Origin of the sequence: Christiangramia sediminicola (assembly GCF_031344135.1) — a bacterium.
GTDB classification, from domain to species: Bacteria; Bacteroidota; Bacteroidia; order Flavobacteriales; family Flavobacteriaceae; genus Christiangramia; species Christiangramia sediminicola.
Map to the genome: position 1 here is coordinate 656475 of NZ_JAVJIU010000002.1, position 18325 is coordinate 674799.

Annotated in this window: 18 protein-coding genes; all 18 read right to left on the reverse strand. The window is 36.6% G+C overall.

Annotated elements, in window-relative coordinates:
• Positions 1-86: 86 nt before the first annotated feature.
• The gene (gene hisF, locus RE431_RS06965) at positions 87-842 is read right to left on the reverse strand and encodes an imidazole glycerol phosphate synthase subunit HisF (protein ID WP_309561244.1); all 756 of its coding nucleotides are present in this window, start codon (positions 840-842) and stop codon (positions 87-89) included.
• A gap of 84 nt (positions 843-926) precedes the next feature.
• A complete protein-coding gene (hisA, locus tag RE431_RS06970) occupies positions 927-1652 on the reverse strand; it encodes a 1-(5-phosphoribosyl)-5-[(5-phosphoribosylamino)methylideneamino]imidazole-4-carboxamide isomerase (protein ID WP_309561245.1) in 726 nt (241 codons plus the stop codon).
• Positions 1653-2240: an imidazole glycerol phosphate synthase subunit HisH gene (gene hisH / locus RE431_RS06975; protein WP_309561246.1), complete on the reverse strand. Its 588-nt coding sequence runs from the start codon at positions 2238-2240 to the stop codon at positions 1653-1655.
• Positions 2240-3379, reverse strand: coding sequence for a bifunctional histidinol-phosphatase/imidazoleglycerol-phosphate dehydratase HisB (hisB, locus tag RE431_RS06980; protein WP_309561247.1), 1140 nt, complete (start codon positions 3377-3379; stop codon positions 2240-2242). The genes hisH and hisB overlap by 1 nt, the downstream gene beginning before the upstream one ends.
• Complete coding sequence (gene hisC / locus RE431_RS06985; RefSeq protein WP_309561248.1) at positions 3372-4424, reverse strand: histidinol-phosphate transaminase; 1053 nt, start codon at positions 4422-4424, stop codon at positions 3372-3374. The genes hisB and hisC overlap by 8 nt, the downstream gene beginning before the upstream one ends.
• Positions 4425-5708 carry a histidinol dehydrogenase gene (hisD, locus tag RE431_RS06990; RefSeq protein ID WP_309561249.1) on the reverse strand — a complete coding sequence of 428 codons (1284 nt, stop codon included), beginning with the start codon at positions 5706-5708 and terminating at the stop codon, positions 4425-4427. It lies immediately after the preceding gene.
• A gap of 21 nt (positions 5709-5729) precedes the next feature.
• A complete protein-coding gene (gene hisG / locus RE431_RS06995; RefSeq protein WP_309561250.1) occupies positions 5730-6593 on the reverse strand; it encodes an ATP phosphoribosyltransferase in 864 nt (287 codons plus the stop codon).
• A 214-nt stretch (positions 6594-6807) separates the two neighbouring features.
• Positions 6808-7623 carry a prohibitin family protein gene (locus RE431_RS07000; RefSeq protein ID WP_309561251.1) on the reverse strand — a complete coding sequence of 272 codons (816 nt, stop codon included), beginning with the start codon at positions 7621-7623 and terminating at the stop codon, positions 6808-6810.
• 15 nt (positions 7624-7638) lie between these two features.
• Positions 7639-9672 carry a VWA domain-containing protein gene (locus tag RE431_RS07005; RefSeq protein ID WP_309561252.1) on the reverse strand — a complete coding sequence of 678 codons (2034 nt, stop codon included), beginning with the start codon at positions 9670-9672 and terminating at the stop codon, positions 7639-7641.
• Positions 9673-9742: 70 nt separating this feature from the next.
• The gene (gene fabG / locus RE431_RS07010) at positions 9743-10489 is read right to left on the reverse strand and encodes a 3-oxoacyl-[acyl-carrier-protein] reductase (protein WP_309561253.1); all 747 of its coding nucleotides are present in this window, start codon (positions 10487-10489) and stop codon (positions 9743-9745) included.
• A gap of 128 nt (positions 10490-10617) precedes the next feature.
• Positions 10618-11493, reverse strand: coding sequence for a succinate--CoA ligase subunit alpha (gene sucD, locus RE431_RS07015; RefSeq protein ID WP_309561254.1), 876 nt, complete (start codon positions 11491-11493; stop codon positions 10618-10620).
• 496 nt (positions 11494-11989) lie between these two features.
• Positions 11990-13747, reverse strand: a complete 1758-nt coding sequence (locus RE431_RS07020; RefSeq protein WP_309561255.1) for a M56 family metallopeptidase — start codon at positions 13745-13747, stop codon at positions 11990-11992.
• Position 13748: 1 nt separating this feature from the next.
• Positions 13749-14114 carry a BlaI/MecI/CopY family transcriptional regulator gene (locus RE431_RS07025; protein ID WP_309561256.1) on the reverse strand — a complete coding sequence of 122 codons (366 nt, stop codon included), beginning with the start codon at positions 14112-14114 and terminating at the stop codon, positions 13749-13751.
• A gap of 117 nt (positions 14115-14231) precedes the next feature.
• Positions 14232-14627, reverse strand: coding sequence for a nuclear transport factor 2 family protein (locus RE431_RS07030; RefSeq protein ID WP_309561257.1), 396 nt, complete (start codon positions 14625-14627; stop codon positions 14232-14234).
• Positions 14628-14633: 6 nt separating this feature from the next.
• A complete protein-coding gene (locus tag RE431_RS07035; protein WP_309561258.1) occupies positions 14634-15563 on the reverse strand; it encodes a UDP-3-O-(3-hydroxymyristoyl)glucosamine N-acyltransferase in 930 nt (309 codons plus the stop codon).
• 8 nt (positions 15564-15571) lie between these two features.
• Positions 15572-16138, reverse strand: coding sequence for an elongation factor P (efp, locus tag RE431_RS07040; protein WP_309561259.1), 567 nt, complete (start codon positions 16136-16138; stop codon positions 15572-15574).
• A gap of 7 nt (positions 16139-16145) precedes the next feature.
• Entirely contained in the window at positions 16146-16931 is a 786-nt protein-coding gene (gene lpxA, locus RE431_RS07045) for an acyl-ACP--UDP-N-acetylglucosamine O-acyltransferase (RefSeq protein ID WP_300436152.1), read from the reverse strand.
• A gap of 5 nt (positions 16932-16936) precedes the next feature.
• Positions 16937-18322: a bifunctional UDP-3-O-[3-hydroxymyristoyl] N-acetylglucosamine deacetylase/3-hydroxyacyl-ACP dehydratase gene (locus RE431_RS07050; protein WP_408914510.1), complete on the reverse strand. Its 1386-nt coding sequence runs from the start codon at positions 18320-18322 to the stop codon at positions 16937-16939.
• Positions 18323-18325: the final 3 nt, after the last annotated feature.

The following is an 18325-nucleotide window of genomic DNA, read 5'->3' on the forward strand; positions in this document are numbered from 1 at the left end:
TATTCTTTAATTCGTCATCCTGAACAAGTTTCAGGATCTAATTATTTTACAACGATATGCTCAAATGAATTCAGCATGTTGTTGAATTATATTCTAACCGGAATTCCGGCTGTTCTTAGTTGTTTCTTAAGTTCTAAAATTTCGATTTGCTTAAAATGAAAAACACTGGCAGCTAAAGCGGCATCAGCTTTTCCTTCCTTAAAAGTATCTGTAAAGTGTTCAATTTTACCTGCTCCACCAGATGCTATGATTGGAATATTTAAATCCTCTGAAAGTTTAGCTAGAGCCTTATTGGCAAATCCGTTTTTGGTTCCGTCATGATCCATTGAGGTAAATAAGATCTCCCCTGCTCCACGCTGTTCTACTTCACTGGCCCATTCGAAAAGATCAAGTTCTGTAGGCACCTTACCTCCGACCAGATGAACTTTCCAGTTTCCATTGATATTTTTGGCATCAATGGCTACAACCACGCATTGACTTCCAAATTTATCTGAAAGCTGATTGATCAAATCTGGATTTTTTACTGCGGAAGAATTGATGGAAACTTTATCGGCACCATTCTTTAGTAGAATATCCACATCTTCAACGGAAGAGATTCCTCCTCCAACAGTGAATGGAATATTTAATTGTTCTGCGACATCAAGCACCAATTTTGCTAAAGTTTTTCTTTTTTCTTCTGTTGCCGAAATATCAAGAAACACCAGCTCATCGGCACCCTTTTCTGCATAGGCTGCAGCAAGTTCTACCGGGTCACCAGCATCCCTCAAATCAACAAAATTGACTCCTTTTACGGTTCGCCCATTTTTGATATCCAGACAGGGTATTATTCTTTTTGTTAGCACAATTAATCTTTTATATTACGTCATTCTGAACTTGTTTCAGAATCTCAACTTAGAAATCCTGAACCCATTTCACGATGACGCTCTCTATTTATTTAAAATATAATTCTCTAATTGTTTTAAACTAATTCGATTCTCATAGATAGCCTTTCCTATGATCACCCCTTCGCAACCAAGGTCTGCCAGTTTTGGTAACTCATCAAATTCTGAAATTCCCCCTGAAGCAATCAGTTTAATATTTTCAGTTTCAGATAGAATTTCATTATAAAGGTCAAAAGAAGGTCCTTCCAGCATTCCATCTTTGGAAATATCCGTACAAATAACATAGCTCACTCCTTTCTCTTCATAATTTTGAATGAAAGGGATGATCTCCTCATCTGTGTCTTCCATCCACCCGGAAACTGCAATCCTTCTGTTTTTGGCATCTGCCCCAAGGATGATCCTTTCGCTTCCAAATTTCTGAAGCCAGTTCTGAAAAATTTTAGGATCTTTAACAGCAATACTCCCTCCAGTGATCTGGTTTGCACCACTTTCAAAAGCGATTTTCAAATCTTCATCTGTCTTTAATCCTCCTCCAAAATCAACCTTAAGTTCAGTTTTAGAAGTGATCTGTTCAAGAATCTTGTGATTGACTATATGTTTAGACTTAGCTCCATCAAGGTCTACCAGGTGTAAATATTCAATTCCGTGATCCTCAAATGATTTGGCAACCTCTAAAGGATTCTCATTATAAATTTTTTTGGTGTTATAATCACCCTTAGAAAGCCTAACGCACTTGCCTTCAATAATATCAATGGCGGGAATAATTCGCATTTATGATTCTATTTTCAAAAAGTTCCTAAGTATCTGTTCTCCGGTTTTACTACTTTTTTCAGGATGAAATTGCACTCCGTAGAAATTATCACGATGTAAAGCAGTTGAGTAATTCACTCCGTATTCGGTTCTGGCGATCTCATCTGAGCATTCCGGAACATAATAACTATGCACCAGATAAACATATTCACTCTCTGCAACATTATCAAAAAGATGTGATTCGAGATTGGTGATCTGGTTCCAACCGATCTGAGGAACTTTAACTGTTTTATCAAATCGTTTCACATCAGTATTAAAAATCCCCAGGCCGGTAGTGTTTCCTTCTTCAGAATGATTGCACATTAATTGCATCCCAAGACAAATACCTATTACCGGTTGTTTTAGTGTTGGAATAACTTTGTCTAAACCCGTAGATCTAAGCATTCTCATCGCGCTACCTGCCTCACCAACTCCTGGAAAGATAACTTTATCTGCTTTCTTGATTTCTTCAGCATTACTGCTTAGCACAGCTTCATAACCAAGTCGCTGTACAGCAAATTTGATGCTCTGTATATTCCCGGCACCATAATCTATAATTACAATTTTCATTAAAGCATCCCTTTTGTAGATGGTAAAATCATTTTTTCGGTGTCTCTTTTTACAGCCATTTTAATAGCCTTGGCGAAACTTTTAAAAATAGCTTCGATCTTATGATGCTCATTCTGGCCTTCAGCTTTGATATTTAAATTAGCTTTTGCTCCGTCTGTAAAGGATTTAAAAAAGTGATAGAACATTTCCGTGGGCATCTTCCCTATCATTTCTCTTTTGAAATCGGCTTCCCAAACAAGCCAGTTTCTTCCACCAAAATCAATAGCCGTTTGAGCAAGGCAGTCATCCATAGGCAAACAGAAACCATAACGTTCAATTCCAAGCTTATTTCCCAGGGCTTTATTGAAAACTTCACCCAAAGCGATTGCAGTATCTTCAATAGTATGGTGTTCATCTACTTCCAGATCACCTTTTACAGCGATTTTGAGATCCATTTGTCCGTGTCGGGCTAATTGGTCCAGCATATGATCAAAAAATGAAATACCGGTGCTTATTTCGCTTTTACCGGTTCCGTCAAGGTTTAATTCGATCTTGATATCTGTTTCATTTGTTTTTCTGGTAATAGATGCAGTTCTATCCTGTAACTTCAGGAATTCATAAATCTCCTTCCAAGAATTAGTTTTTAAAGCAATATGTTTCTCAACTTCAGATTTGTCATTTGAAACTTCATTTGCCGCCAGGTCTTCATGATTGTCAATAAAAATTCCCTTTCCTCCGAAATTCATAGCAAATTCAACATCGGTCAAACGATCACCAACCATAAAAGAATTTTGAAGATCGTAATTTTCGCTACCTATATATTTCTCTTTTAGAAGACCAATATTTGGCTTTCTGGTTGGAGCATTTTCCTTGGCAAAAGTTCTATCGATAAAAACTTCTTCAAATTCGACACCTTCATTTTTAAAGGTTTTAACAATGAAATTCTGAATTGGCCAGAAATCAGTTTCAGGAAAGCTATCAGTCCCTAATCCATCCTGGTTGGTTACCATCACGATCTCGTAATCCAGTTCCCTGGCAATTTTACTCAAATAAGTAAACACTTCCGGGTAAAAGTCTAATTTCTCAAGACTGTCAATCTGATAATCATCAGGCTCGTGGATCAAAGTCCCGTCACGGTCTACAAATAATACTTTATTCATTATCTAATTCTTTAAATGCTTTAATTAATGTCTTATTTTCTTCCGGAGTTCCTATGGTAATTCTCAGACAATTTTCACAAAGTGGCTGATTGCTACGATTTCTAATTACAATGCCCTTTTTAAGTAAATCCTGATATCTCTTATTTGCATCATCTACTTCTAGAAGAAGAAAGTTAGCATCAGATTTATAAATTTTAGAAATAAAATCATATTCAAGTAACTGTTTAGATAACCTATTCCTTTCTGTCAGTATTTCAGAAACTTGCGAATTAATACTATCTAAATCATTCAGGGCTTTTAGTGCTTTTTCCTGAGTTTGCTGATTTACATTATATGGAGGTTTTATTTTATTCAGAACCGAAATAATCTCTTTAGAAGCAAACAATGCCCCTAACCTAATTCCGGCCAGACCAAATGCTTTTGAAAAAGTCTGGGTTACGATCAAATTCGGAAAATATTCAAGTTTGCTCAACCAGCTATCCTTTTCTGAAAAATCTATGTAGGCTTCGTCAATAACAACCAGACCATTAAAATTATCCAACAGACTGCTCACCGTATCATCATTAAATGAATTTCCGGAAGGGTTATTTGGAGAGCAAAGAAAGATCATTTTTGTATCATCATCTACCTGATTCATAATTGCCGTAGCGTCCGGTTCAAAATCATGGTTTAAATAAACCTCTCTGTTTTCTACATTATTAATACCCGCAAGCACTTTATACATTCCATAGGTAGGCGGCAAGGTGATGATGTTGTCTTTTCCCGGTTCGCAAAACGCGCGATAGATAAGATCCAAAACTTCATCACTACCATTTCCAAGAAGAATATTTTCTGCCGGTACATTTCTGAGCTTTGACAAACTCTTTTTTACTTCAAAGTGCTGAGGATCTGGATAACGGTTTAACCCATTTTCATTGGGATTTTCATTCGCATCCAGAAACACCATTTCCTTACCTTGTGTTTTAAATTCATCGCGTGCTGAAGAATAAGGTTCCAGTGCAGCTACGTTAGACCTAACGATCTTACTAATATCGAATTGCTTCATCTAATTAAGATCTTTTAGGCGCAGACTAACCGCGTTCTTGTGAGCTTGCAAACCTTCAGCCTCTGCGAGAAGTTCTATAGCAGGACCAATTTCTTTAATTCCTTCCTCTGATATCTTCTGAAAAGTGATCGTTTTCATAAAACTGTCCAGGTTCACTCCACTATACTGTTTTGCATAACCATTTGTAGGTAAGGTATGATTTGTTCCGGAAGCATAATCGCCAGCACTCTCAGGTGTATAATTCCCTATAAATACTGAACCTGCGTTTCTCACCCCATTCACAAAATAATCCTCATTTGTAGAACAGATAATAAAATGCTCAGGACCATATTCATTAATGAGCTCGAGAGCTTCTTCCTCTGAATTAACAAGTATCAACCTTGAATTTTGAATAGCTCTATCTGCAATAGCTTTTCTTGGTAATGCATCAAGCTGTGATTCTATCTCATCTGAAACTTTACTGATCAATGCTTCGGAAGTAGAAACCATGATCACCTGGCTATCTATACCATGTTCTGCCTGACTCAAAAGATCTGATGCCACATACGCCGCGTTGGCTGAATCATCTGCATAAACCAGCAATTCTGATGGGCCTGCAGGCATATCTATGGCAACCTGGTATTTTGTAGCCAGTTGTTTTGCGACTGTTACAAATTGGTTTCCAGGCCCGAAGATCTTATAAACCTGTGGAACATCTTCAGTTCCAAAAGTCATGGCTCCAATCGCCTGGATCCCTCCTATTTTGAAAATTTGAGTGACACCACATAGTTCTGCTGCGTATAATATCGCAGGATTCACTTTCCCTTCTTTATCTGGAGGTGTACAAAGAATAATTTCTTCGCAACCGGCTAATTGTGCAGGAATCGCAAGCATTAAAATTGATGAGAATAGAGGAGCTGTTCCTCCCGGAATATATAAACCTACTTTTTGAATGGGCTTTTTTTCCTGCCAGCAGGAAACTCCGTTAGAAGTTTCTACGCTCACCTTTTCTGTCTTCTGAGCAGCATGAAATTTTTCGATGTTGGCTTTTGCTAATTTTATCGCTGATTTTAATTCCCCTGTAACTTGCCTGGAAGCTTCAGCAACTTCATTCTCTGAAACTCTAAGTTCATCCAGTTTAATTCCGTCGAATAGCTCAGTATATTTTGTAACTGCCGAATTTCCTTTAACCCTTATTTCATCAAAGATCTGGTTAACCGTTTGCTCGATATCGGCAACGGTTTGCGTAGGTCTTTTTAGAATTTCAGGCCAGTCTGCTTTGGTTGGATTGAGTATTTTATTCATAATTCAAATTTTCAGCCGTTATTAAATTACCATTTTTTCAATTGGCGCTACAAGAATTCCTTCAGCTCCGTAATTCCTTAATTCATCCAGTACTTCCCAGAATCTCTCCTCATTGATCACTGTATGAACCGAGCTCCAGCCTTCTTCGGCCAATGGTAGTACCGTTGGGCTTCGCATACCCGGTAAAAGCTTTGTAACGGCTTCCAGCTTATCATTCGGCACATTCATTAATATGTATTTAGAGGTTCTAGCATTCAGCACAGATTTCATTCTGAATTGAAGTTTTTCAAGAATAGCCTTTCGTTCTTCAGAAATTTGAGGTGAAATAGCAAGAACCGCCTCACTCTTCAGCATTACTTCCACTTCCTTCAATCCATTTTTAAATAATGTGCTCCCACTGGAAACTATATCACAGATAGCATCTGCAAGCCCAATATTTGGCGCGATCTCTACAGAACCGTTAATGATATGCAGATCTGCAGAAATACCTTTTTCCTTTAAAAATTCATTTACCGTATTTGGATAAGAAGTGGCAATCTTTAATCCGTCAAGATCTTTGATCCCATTGTAATTAAAAGATTTTGGAACCGCCAGTGAAACACGGCATTTAGAGAAACCTAACTTCTCTCCACGAATAATATCCTGACCTTTTTCTATAAGGACGTTTTCTCCGATAATTGCCACATCTACCACTCCATCTCTCAAATATTGAGGAATATCCCCGTTTCTTAGATACATCACTTCCAGAGGAAAGTTTCTCGAAGATGCTTTAAGCTGTTCTTTACCGTTATCGATAGAAATACCGGCATCTTTCAGAATGCTTATAGAATCTTCAAAAAGCCGACCTGATTTCTGAACTGCGATCCTTAATTTTTCTTTACTCATAATTTAATTAGCTACTATTAGAAATAAAAAAACCCGTTTGATTGCTCAAACGGGTTATGATATTTTAGTTAAAGTTACAACATATCATATTCACCTCGCCTGAGCGTGGGTAGAAAAATGATGATGATGTACTGTGTAATTTCTCATTCTGATTTCAAATCTAAATAAAAATTCCAGAAATAAAACCGGAAATTTCATTTTTAAGAATTGTTTATTAGTTATTACCTAGAATTATCGGCATCCCTTCATCTCCAGATCCTATAACCACTACCTTCGCATTTGGTGATTTAGCCAACTCTATAGTCGCCTGAATTCCTTTTTCCTTTAATACTTTATCGGTTAAAGATTCACTTAAAATACGGTTGGCTGTAGCTTTACCTTCTGCATCAATACGCTGGCGCTCTGCCTCCTGCTCTGCTTTGGTTAATCTAAATTCATACTCCAGAGATTCCTGCTCCTGTCTAAGCTTTCTCTCTATCGCATCTTTAATAGTAGACGGCAAGGATACATCTCTGACGAGAACTTCATTAACCTGCACATATTGATCTTCCAGAAGTAAATTTGTTTCGTCAAAAATTTCCTGTTGAATCGCTTCCCTTTTGCTGGCATAAAGCTGCTCTGGATTGTAACGCCCCACTACTGCCCTGGTCGCCGATCGAATAGCCGGCTGCAATAGTCTCTGAATGTAAGCCTCACCTTTTTCCTGGTGAAGTTTACCTAAGGCTTCATATTCGGGCTGAAACCAAACAGAAGCATCTAAAGATATTTCCAGTCCATTAGAGGATAATACAGTCATTTCCTCATCTATAGATTGCTGACGAACTTCGTAAACAAAAACCTTATTCCACGGCGCTACGAAATGAAATCCTTCAGATAAAGGAGATTGGTCTGTAACAACACCGCCACCGAAGGTTCGGTATAAAACTCCGGCTTCACCAGAATCTATAGTAACTGTTGATTTTGCAATAAAAATGATTAAAACTACAATACCTATGAATAAAGGCACTGCGATCTTGGGTAATCTTTCCATATATAATATTGAAATTTAAATTAGTCCTAAATATTTCCGGTAAAACCACTCAACGGCAAGGACAATTATCAGGATAAACAGTAGGTAATACCAGTCTATCAAAGGTACGTTTTTTTGATGGCTTTTCTGTACCGGCTTGAATTTATCATTCGCTAAAAGGTTTTGAATCAACTTATCTACCTGATCCTGATAATAAAGTTCTGTTTGATTATTATCTGCCAGGGCTTGCATTCCATTTAGATTTGCTGATACAAACTGCTGTTCCGTATTATAATCTATTACCTTAAACTTTCCGGTTCTATTAAGCTTTGAGCCTTGAACAGAAACATAATAGGAATAATCACCAGGCGCAAGATCGCCACCGTCAAACTGATAAAAATTATTACGAAGAACTAGATCTGATGTAAATGATTCTTCAGATTCCTCATTTTCTACACTGATCTTTAAATTCGCTGAACCATCAAATTGATAATTTTCATCAAAATACTGTGCTGAAATGATCACATTCTGGTTCGCATAATAGAAATTATCTGAATCTACCGTTAATCTCTGCTTCGAGGTGTTCTTAGCCAGATTCTGAATCAGTTTTCCAAAGAAATCATCGAAATGCTCGAAGGACTGATTATCCAGAAAGGACTTTGCTCGCCATCTCCAGATATTCTCACCAAGGATAAAACCAAATTTTCGCTCATCCTTTGAAACAGCAATAAGAGGATCTTCGGTATTAACTCCTTCAATTTCCTGAAAAAGTAGTGGGTTGAATTTATTGGCATCAAATTCCAGTGGTCCAAATTTATCTACTAAGGGCGGTAAATCATCAAATCCCAGATCTTCAAATTGAAAAGCACTAAAATTCTTATTATAATTAGAGAAATATTCCTGCGGCTGATTTACAGCGTTTCTATTCAACCCTAAACCTAATTCATTTAAATAATTCCAATCCGTTTTATTGCCACTTACCAATAAGAAATTATATTTTTCTTTCAGAATCTCATCAACGTATTTCTTAAATTTTCGATTCACCTGGAATAATATAATTAATTGATAATCATTTAATTGTATGTTTTCATTATTCAGAAATTTTATATCAACTTTTCTCTGCTGATTACTTTGAATAGACTTCTGAAAAGCTCCAAGATCTGGATGTGAAATATCGGTAAGTATTAGAACATTCGTTCTCTCATCTATAACTTCTACTGCGAAATTTTGCTTATTATTAATAGTGTTTTTTTCCCTCTCCAGCGAGTCTATTTCAATAGTGTAAGATTTAATGCCTAAAGTATTCGCAGGAAGATCAGTGCGTAGGATCAGTGAATTCTGAGATTTTGAAAAATTTATTTGTTCTGAATATAAAACCAACTTCCCTGATCTTATCCTTACGGTAGCCTCTACATTTTTATCTCCTGAATAATTAATAAAGGCTTCTACAGGAAACCGGTTATTTAAAAACGCATATCTGTTAGAGTTTATCCTTGAAATACTTAGGTCCTTATAATTAGTTGTATCACCAATTATTAAAGGAAAGATAGTAGTATTTGAATTCTGGCTAAAATATCTGTAATCTCTTCCTAAACTTTGATTACCATCAGAAAGTAAAATTAAGGCTGTTTGCTTTCCAGAAAACAGGTCTTCAGCACTGGATAAGCCTGAATATATATCAGTTTGAGAATCTTTAAAATTTAGACTATCTGATACGCTTAACTGCTCTCCAAACTTCAGTTGATTTATCTGAAAACCGCTTTCTATTTCTTTGTTCGATATTAATTCTTCAGAAATATTAAAAATTTCCTGATTAGCATTTAGATGTGTTACAGACTCAGAATTATCAGACAGTATGATCAATTCAGGTTTAACGATCTCATATTCCGTAGATGTAATCCTTGGATTTATAAAAAGTAAAAGTATGATGAAGGTTGCAACAGCTCTCAAGGCAAAAAATATATAATCTTTTCCAGACCTGATTTTCTTTCCCAACAGGTACTGAAAAAAAGCAAACCCCAGCGCTATTAAAAGTGCCAGGGTTATATATATGATTGTTGTAATCGTCATTTACATGGCTTAGAGCTGTGAAGTTAAGAATTATAAAAGATAATTTCACACCTAAATCTAAGCTTAAATCTTAGGTATGCATACCGCCATCTACGTGGATAACCTGCCCCGTAACATAAGAACTCAGGTCACTACCCAGATACACACATGCGTTAGCGATATCCTCAGGCTTTCCACCTCTTTTTAATGGAATAGCATCTCTCCATCCCTGAACAGTTTTCTCATCAAGCTTCTCTGTCATTTCTGTTTCAATAAAACCAGGAGCTATAACGTTGGTTCTGATGTTTCTCGAACCAAGTTCCTGAGCCATCGATTTTGAGAAACCTATGATACCTGCCTTGGAAGCTGCGTAATTCGCCTGACCAGCATTTCCAGTAACTCCAACTACTGAACTCATATTAATGATGCTTCCATAACGCTGCTTCAGCATCGTTCTTTGTACAGCTTTGGTCATATTGAAAATAGATTTCAGATTTACTTCTATCACCTTGTCGAAATCTTCCTCACTCATCCTCATCAAAAGATTGTCTTTTGTGATCCCGGCGTTATTAATAAGTATATCTATAGAACCGAAATCATTAGCTACATTATCTATAAGTTCCTGAGCTTCCTGAAAACTTGCAGCATTAGATTGATAGGCCTTTGCTTTAACCCCAAGAGATTCAAGTTCCTTAGCTAATTCTTCAGCAGATTGTGCAGAAGAATTATAAGTAAAAGCAACATTTGCTCCATGTTGAGCAAAAACCTGCGCAATACCTTTTCCGATACCACGGCTACCTCCCGTAATTATAGCATTTTTTCCTTCTAATAATTTCATATGTAATAATCTTGGTTAATTGTCTAGCCAAATATAACAAAACCTAAGTAGGCCTGTAATAAAAAATCCTCCTGAAATATCCCGAATGGAATCTAACAGAAGGATTTTTGATAAAAGATATTATATGATTAGCCTTTTAAAACTTCAGCTACTTTCATTCCTATTTCAGCAGGAGAATCTACAACGTGAATTCCGTTCTCTTTAAGAATTTTCTTCTTAGCCTGAGCAGTATCTTCGCTACCTCCAACAATTGCACCAGCATGACCCATAGTACGACCAGCAGGAGCAGTCTCACCAGCAATAAATCCAACTACCGGCTTTCTGTTTCCGTTTTGCTTAACCCATTGAGCAGCATCAGCCTCAAGCTGACCACCAATCTCACCGATCATAACAATACATTCAGTCTCGTCATCATTCATCAATAATTCAACAGCCTCTTTAGTTGTAGTTCCAATGATAGGATCTCCACCAATACCAATAGCAGTAGTGATTCCCAATCCTTGTTTTACAACCTGATCTGCAGCTTCATAAGTAAGTGTTCCAGATTTAGATACGATCCCTACTTTTCCTTTTTTGAAAACGAAACCTGGCATAATACCAACTTTAGCTTCTCCCGGAGTAATAACTCCCGGACAGTTAGGACCTATCAATCTACAATCACGATCCTTGATATAATCTGAAGCCTTTACCATATCGGCAACAGGAATACCTTCAGTAATTGTAATGATCACTTTAATACCTGCATCTGCAGCTTCCATAATCGCATCGGCAGCAAAAGCCGGCGGTACAAAGATAATAGATACATCTGCTCCGGTTTGTTCAACTGCATCAGATACAGTATTAAATACCGGTTTGTTAAGGTGTTTTTGCCCTCCTTTACCTGGAGTTACCCCACCAACTACATTTGTACCATATTCTATCATCTGCTCGGCATGGAAAGTTCCTTCACTTCCTGTAAAGCCCTGCACGATTATTTTAGAATTTTTATTGACTAAAACGCTCATAAGTGTCTTTTGAATTTTGGATTACAAAAGTATGTTTTTAAATATAAACCCTAAAGTCATTTTATAGATTATTGATGGAAAAATCCTTAAAATTCCTATAAAATTCGCGAATATTGAAAAACTGATGTACCGAAATTCCAACTCATTAGTGAGATTAAATGAGAATTAAATTAAATGATGAAATCTATAGGCTTATTACATAGATGGTAATTACTGCGGAAAGAGTTAAAACAAGAGCGTAAAGGGTATGTATTGGCTTGTTGATCTTATTCAGATCTTATTCAGATCTTCTTCAAAGTTTTGCGATTCATTTTGATTTGATGATTTCATGATCGATAGATTTGGGATGAATTTGATTTTAGATACCTGAACTTAATGCAAAGACTACAAAATCTATTCAAAAATCATTGAATAACTAAGGATCTGATCTGGATTACTAATTTTTTGAAGCGTATATAAATCAAAAGCCCGGTGTTTATACCGGGCTTTTGATTTATTAATTTTCTTCATTATCGAATATCTCAACCTTGCCGGGGTCATCTTCCCCTCTTTTTACATGAACGTTGATATTCTTCTTTTCCAATGCGATCTTTTTAGCCCTGGCCGCATCGATCTTATTACCGTTATAAAAGAAGCTTCCTCCCGCTTTATCAATGTCATCTATCACTTTTTCTGGTTTTGGTGGAGGCGGTGGCGCCGGAGCCATAGGAGGCTCTGGATGATCACGCCTCATTCTCGCCTGAGCTCTTTCTGCACGCATGTGTTCTCTTTCGACTTCCAATATTTTTCGACGCATCTCAGATTCTTTTCTTTTTACATCGGCAATCATTTTCCTGCGCTCCGTAGCAGTAATATTTTCGTCTTCTCGTAACTCTTCCTGTAGTTCACGAATTTTTTCTCTTTCCTCCTTCATAATGATTCTTTGCTCTTCGGCAAGAGCTCTTATTTCTTCAGCTCTTTCTCTATGCATTCTACTGGCATCCTCATCCATATCTGAGGTGTGCTTAACTGGTGCTGGTGGAGCTGGCGGTGGAACACTTTCTGCAGCCGGTGGCATTGGTGGTGGAGGAGGTAAAATATCACGATCTGAAACTCGGGCGAGCTTTGTTTTTGAGAATTCAGCATTCAGCTTTTCCATGAATCTCTGATTAGAATCCTCTGTACTCATATGAATACTTGCTCCATTTAATTCATTATTTGTCCAGTTCTTAGTAATCTTGTCTACAACTGCTGCAAAATTTTTTAATTTGGTTTCCTTTCCATTTACCCAAATTTTGTCTTCGGCAACTTTGATCTTAATTACGGGATCCTGAATTTCATTGGATATTACTCCTTTTGCTATAGGATTAGATTTAATGTTTAGAGAATTCGAAAGCGCTGGTTTAGCTACAATCTCATTATTGAATAAAAAGATACAACAGCCTAGTACGGGTATCAAAAGCCCTAATTTTGAAAGCAGCTTTCTGATTGAAAAACTTTTTGAAATCATAATAATTCGTTTTTTAGTTAATGAATAATTGATAGAACTTGACAGGCTAACATGATGAGTGCCGCCTGCGTATTGAAATAAAACTTCTGAATAATGTGAAGCATCCTTAATTTTAGAAACCACCTGCTCGTCAGCAAGGAATTCATGATTAAGTTTAGCTGATCTCTTGAACCAAATCAAAAGTGGATTAAACCAGAAGATTATTTGAATTAATTCCAGCAGGATTATATCCAGGGAATGTTTTTGGTCTGCATGAGCCTTTTCATGAAGTATAATTTCTTCAGAAATCCTTTCTGTTTCATATTCATCCTTGTTCAGAAAAATGTAGGAGAGGAAAGAATGCGGATCGAGGCTTGAGCGAATTAAAACCAGAACGTAATTGGAAAATGAACGCTTTTCATTGCCATTAATTCGCTTTTGAATATCTATAATGTTTTTAAAAAATCTAAAACTGAAAAAAATTACACCAATTCCATAAGTACCACCTAGAATGTAAGGCAGAACATCTAAAAAGTTTTGATATAAACTGACTGAACTATGATTTTCTACAACCTGAGATCTCTCTAGTTCTACAAATGTTTCTGCTGTGGTTACCGAATCTGAAGTATAGGAAAAAGTTATTAGTGGCAATATGATAGATAAAACTAAACTTCCCAAAAGATAGAATCTCTTAAATACATGCGCTTTTTCGCTTTCCAGGAAAACTTTGTAAAAGCTCCAAAGAACAGCAAGACATAAAACCGATTTGATAAAATAGATCAGCATCTTATTTATTTTTAATTCTTTCGTCTATGAGCTTTCTCAACTCAATCAATTCTTTTTCTGAAAGATCTGTCTCCTTGGTAAAAAAGGAAGCGAACTGTGAAGTAGAATCATTAAAGAAATTCTTAATAAGTCCATTCATTTGTTTAGAGAAATAGTTCTTCTTAGAAACCTTCGGAAAATATTGCCTGGACCTTCCAATCTGATCGTAACCCACAAAATTCTTGTCTTGCATACGCTTCAATAAAGTTGCTACAGTAGTTAACGCGGGTTTTGGCTCTGGATATTCATCTAGCAGCTCCTTCATATAAGCTTTTTCCTTTTTCCAAAGGATCTGCATTAATTGTTCTTCTGAATTTGAAAGTTCCATAATTTAATTTCGTTACTCTACAAATGTAGAATAAATATTTTATTCTACAAACATAGAATTAAAATAAAATAAAAAACCCTCTAAAATTTAGAGGGTTATATTTATCTAATATTATTCTTAGTTCCAGGGATTTTCTTCTACTTCCTCCCCAAGTTGACTAATTTGAACTCCTTTAAAGAGCTTGCCATCTTTGGTTTCCCACATGGCTACAAAATGTGCCAGAGGCATTTCTTCATCAGGATTTTCTATAGTTCTTACGTGGTACGTAAAATGAATTGCGGCATTATCTCCTTCAACAACGATCTTTTCTACTTCAGCTCTTAAAGATTCAAAAGATTCTGCAAGTTGTTCGCTAATTTCCGCGATCCCGGAAAGGTTTAATTTTCTAAGTCCTGTAGTTCCATACCAAGATAATTCAACTTCAGGATGAAGATAGCTTCTAAGAACATCTTCGTCTTGATAGAAATTGGATTGATAAAATTTCTCTACAACTTCTTTAGTCTTTAAACCCATAGTATATTATTTTATGTTTTTAACAATCTCAGGTAAACGCTTTATCGCAGCGTATTCTTTTAATTTAGTACGAACTTCACCAAAAGGCGTGCCCCAATAGGTTGTATTAGGTTCAGTATCTTTTGAAACTCCACATTGAGCCATTAATACTGTGCCTTTGGCAATAGTTACATCACTTCTAATTCCTACCTGTCCCCAGATCGTCACATCATCTTCTACTACAACGCATCCGGCAATTCCGATTTGAGATGCAAGTAAACAATTTTTTCCGATAACTGTATCGTGTCCTATCTGAATTAGATTATCAAGTTTTGAACCTTCACCAATTATAGTATCTCCCGTAACTCCGCGGTCTATAGAATTATTCGTTCCTATCTCCACGTTATCCTCTACCACTACTCTTCCACCAGAAAGTAACTTATCGTAACCGTCAGGTCTTTTCTTATAATAGAAAGCATCTCCACCAAGAACAGTTCCGCTGTGAATAATCACATTATTGCCAATTATACAATTATCCCCAATTGTTACATTTGACTGAATAAGGCAATTCTTCCCAATCTTTACATTGTTACCAATGATAGCATTAGGCTGAATAATACTGCCATCTCCAATTTCAGCAGATTCTGAAATCCTATTGTTCAATGGCTGAAATGGCTTGAAATGCCTGGTAAGTTTATTGAAATCTCTGAAGGGATCATCTGAAACTAACAAAGCTTTTCCTTCAGGGCAATTTACTTCCTTATTTATAAGTACGATAGTTGCAGCAGATTGTAAAGCCTTATCATAATATTTAGGATGATCTACAAATACAATATCTCCTGGAGTTACAACATGGATCTCATTCATTCCCTGCACAGGGAAATCATCATCACCAATATAATCACAGTCGATTAATGCAGCTATTTCTTTTAAAGAATGTTCGCGAGGGAATTTCATAAAAATACTTACTCTTTGATTCTTTCTTTGTAAGTACCTTTATCTGTCTCAATTCTCACTTTATCTCCTTCATTAATAAATAAAGGAACGTTAACTTCAAAACCAGTTTCAACAGTTGCAGGTTTTGTTGCGTTTGTTGCTGTATTCCCTTTAACTCCAGGCTCTGTATGAGTGATTTCAAGAACAACACTTGCCGGCATATCTACTGATAATGGCATGTTATCTTCAGTATTGATAAGAATTGTTACAACTTCACCTTCTTTCAAAAGTTTTGGCTGATCTAATGCGTTTTCAGTTAGTCTGATTTGAGTATAATCTTCCACATTCATAAAGTGGAAAAATTCTCCATCTTCATAAAGAAACTGATATTTATGAGTCTCTACTCTAATATCTTCGATCTTATGCCCTGCTGAAAATGTATTTTCCAATACTTTTCCAGTAGTAACACTTTTTAATTTAGTTCTAACGAAAGCTGGTCCTTTTCCAGGCTTTACATGAAGAAACTCGATAATTTTATAAATATCGTGGTTGTAACGAATACAAAGTCCGTTTCTAATATCACTAGTTGACGCCATTCTTAGTTTAGTTTGAACTGAAGTATCCTTTCATGATACCTCTTTGTGAGTTTTTAATAAATTCTAATATTTCATCTCTTTCAGCTGTTGCCTGCATCTCTGCTTCGATAATAGCTACAGCCTGAGAGTTATTGTAATTTTTCTGATATAAGATCCTGTAAATATCCTGTATCTCCCTGATCTTTTCTGTAGTAAACCCTCTTCTTCTAAGTCCGATGGAATTAATTCCGACATAACTTAAAGGTTCACGACCTGCTTTTACAAAGGGAGGAACATCTTTTCTTACAAGAGATCCACCGGTTACAAATGCATGTTTCCCAATGCTACAAAACTGCTGAATAGCCGCCATTCCCGCAAGAATAACATGTTCACCAACATTGATATGTCCAGCCAGAGTACTGTTATTTGAAAAGATACAGTTATCTCCAACAATACAATCGTGGGCAATATGGCAATACGCCATGATCCAGCAATTATTACCGATCACGGTTTTCATTCTATCTGTTGTACCCCTGTTAATGGTAACACACTCCCTGATGGTAGTGTTATCACCAATTACAGTAAGCGTGTCTTCATCATTGAATTTCTTGTCTTGAGGAACAGCTGAAATAACTGCACCTGGAAAAATACTACAATTCTTCCCGATGCGAGCACCTTCCATTATACTAACATTGGAACCAATCCAGGTACCTTCTCCAATCACTACATTATTATGTATAGTCGCGAAAGGTTCTATCACCACATTCTTGGCGATCTTAGCTCCCGGATGCACATATGCTAAAGGTTGGTTCATAATCTTTATTTTGATTTTACGATTTGTGCCATCAAGATGGCTTCTGTAGCTAATTGACCATTTACATAGGCATAGCCCTGCATCTGGCAAATACCACGTCTAATAGGTGCTAATAATTCCAGTTTGAAGATAAGAGTATCTCCGGGAACCACCTGCCTCTTAAATCGAACATTATCGATCTTCATGAAATAGGTAAGATAGTTCTCTGGATCTGGAACAGATTTAAGCGCCAGAATACCTCCGGTTTGAGCCATTGCTTCCACCTGAAGTACTCCAGGCATCACAGGCTTCCCAGGAAAATGTCCTACGAAGAAAGGCTCATTCATGGTAACATTCTTCATTCCAATAACATGAGAATCTGTTAATTCATAGATCTTGTCTACTAATAAAAACGGAGATCTATGTGGAAGTGTATCCATAATATCATTCACATCCATCAATGGCGGTTGCGAAAGATCTACTTTTGGAACATTATTTCTTTTTTCAGCTTTAATAACTTTCGCCAGTTTTTTAGCGAATTCTGTATTCACGTAATGACCAGGCTTTGTTGCAATGATCTTCCCGCGAATACGAGTACCAACTAAAGCTACATCTCCTAAAACATCAAGCAACTTATGTCTCGCTGCTTCATTAGGATAATGTAAGGTAAGGTTATCAAGAATTCCATTTGGCTTTACAGATATCTCTTCCTTGTTGAAAGCTACCCTAAGCTTCTTAAGTGTCTCTTCACTGATCTCTTTATCAACATAGACGATAGCATTATTAAGGTCACCACCTTTAATAAGTCCATGTTCCAACAAAGTTTCAATTTCATGAAGAAAACTGAAAGTTCTGGAATCAGCAATTTCATTCTTGAATTCAGATAGATGTTCAATAGAAGCATTTTGGGTACCAAGTACTTTGGTTCCAAAATCAACCATGGTGGTCACCTGGTATTCGTCTGCCGGCATAGCAATGATCTCACTACCGTTCTCATCACGATAGCAAATGATCTCACTAACCACATATTCATCTCTATCAGCTTCCTGATCTACAGTTCCTGCTTTTTCAAGAGCTTCGACAAAATACTTTGAAGAACCATCCATTATTGGAGGCTCAGAAGCATTCAGTTCTATGTATAAGTTATCAATTTCAAGTCCTACACAGGCAGCAAGAACGTGTTCAGAAGTTTGAATAGTAACACCATTTTTGTCAAGGTTGGTACCTCTTTTTGTGTTTACTACATAACTTACATCTGCCTCAACCTGAGGATTTCCTTCAAGATCTGTTCTAACAAAAACATATCCTGTGTTTTCCGGCGCAGGTTTGAAAGTTAATTTAACCTCTTTTCCAGTGTGCAGGCCAACACCTTCAAGAGAAACTTCCTCCTGAATGGTTCTTTGTTTCGAAATTCT

Bases quoted from the DNA above. Each gene is read 5' to 3' on its own strand.
- hisC (WP_309561248.1), bottom strand. From the start codon at position 4,424: ATGAAGCAATTCGATATTAGTAAGATCGTTAGGTCTAACGTAGCTGCA.
- hisH (WP_309561246.1), bottom strand. From the start codon at position 2,240: ATGAAAATTGTAATTATAGATTATGGTGCCGGGAATATACAGAGCATC.
- hisB (WP_309561247.1), bottom strand. From the start codon at position 3,379: ATGAATAAAGTATTATTTGTAGACCGTGACGGGACTTTGATCCACGAG.
- RE431_RS07000 (WP_309561251.1), bottom strand. From the start codon at position 7,623: ATGGAAAGATTACCCAAGATCGCAGTGCCTTTATTCATAGGTATTGTA.
- sucD (WP_309561254.1), bottom strand. From the start codon at position 11,493: ATGAGCGTTTTAGTCAATAAAAATTCTAAAATAATCGTGCAGGGCTTT.
- RE431_RS07025 (WP_309561256.1), bottom strand. From the start codon at position 14,114: ATGGAACTTTCAAATTCAGAAGAACAATTAATGCAGATCCTTTGGAAA.
- hisD (WP_309561249.1), bottom strand. From the start codon at position 5,708: ATGAATAAAATACTCAATCCAACCAAAGCAGACTGGCCTGAAATTCTA.
- lpxA (WP_300436152.1), bottom strand. From the start codon at position 16,931: ATGAACCAACCTTTAGCATATGTGCATCCGGGAGCTAAGATCGCCAAG.
- RE431_RS07030 (WP_309561257.1), bottom strand. From the start codon at position 14,627: ATGGGTTTAAAGACTAAAGAAGTTGTAGAGAAATTTTATCAATCCAAT.
- hisG (WP_309561250.1), bottom strand. From the start codon at position 6,593: ATGAGTAAAGAAAAATTAAGGATCGCAGTTCAGAAATCAGGTCGGCTT.
- fabG (WP_309561253.1), bottom strand. From the start codon at position 10,489: ATGAAATTATTAGAAGGAAAAAATGCTATAATTACGGGAGGTAGCCGT.
- RE431_RS07020 (WP_309561255.1), bottom strand. From the start codon at position 13,747: ATGCTGATCTATTTTATCAAATCGGTTTTATGTCTTGCTGTTCTTTGG.
- hisA (WP_309561245.1), bottom strand. From the start codon at position 1,652: ATGCGAATTATTCCCGCCATTGATATTATTGAAGGCAAGTGCGTTAGG.
- efp (WP_309561259.1), bottom strand. From the start codon at position 16,138: ATGGCGTCAACTAGTGATATTAGAAACGGACTTTGTATTCGTTACAAC.
- RE431_RS07035 (WP_309561258.1), bottom strand. From the start codon at position 15,563: ATGAAATTCCCTCGCGAACATTCTTTAAAAGAAATAGCTGCATTAATC.
- RE431_RS07005 (WP_309561252.1), bottom strand. From the start codon at position 9,672: ATGACGATTACAACAATCATATATATAACCCTGGCACTTTTAATAGCG.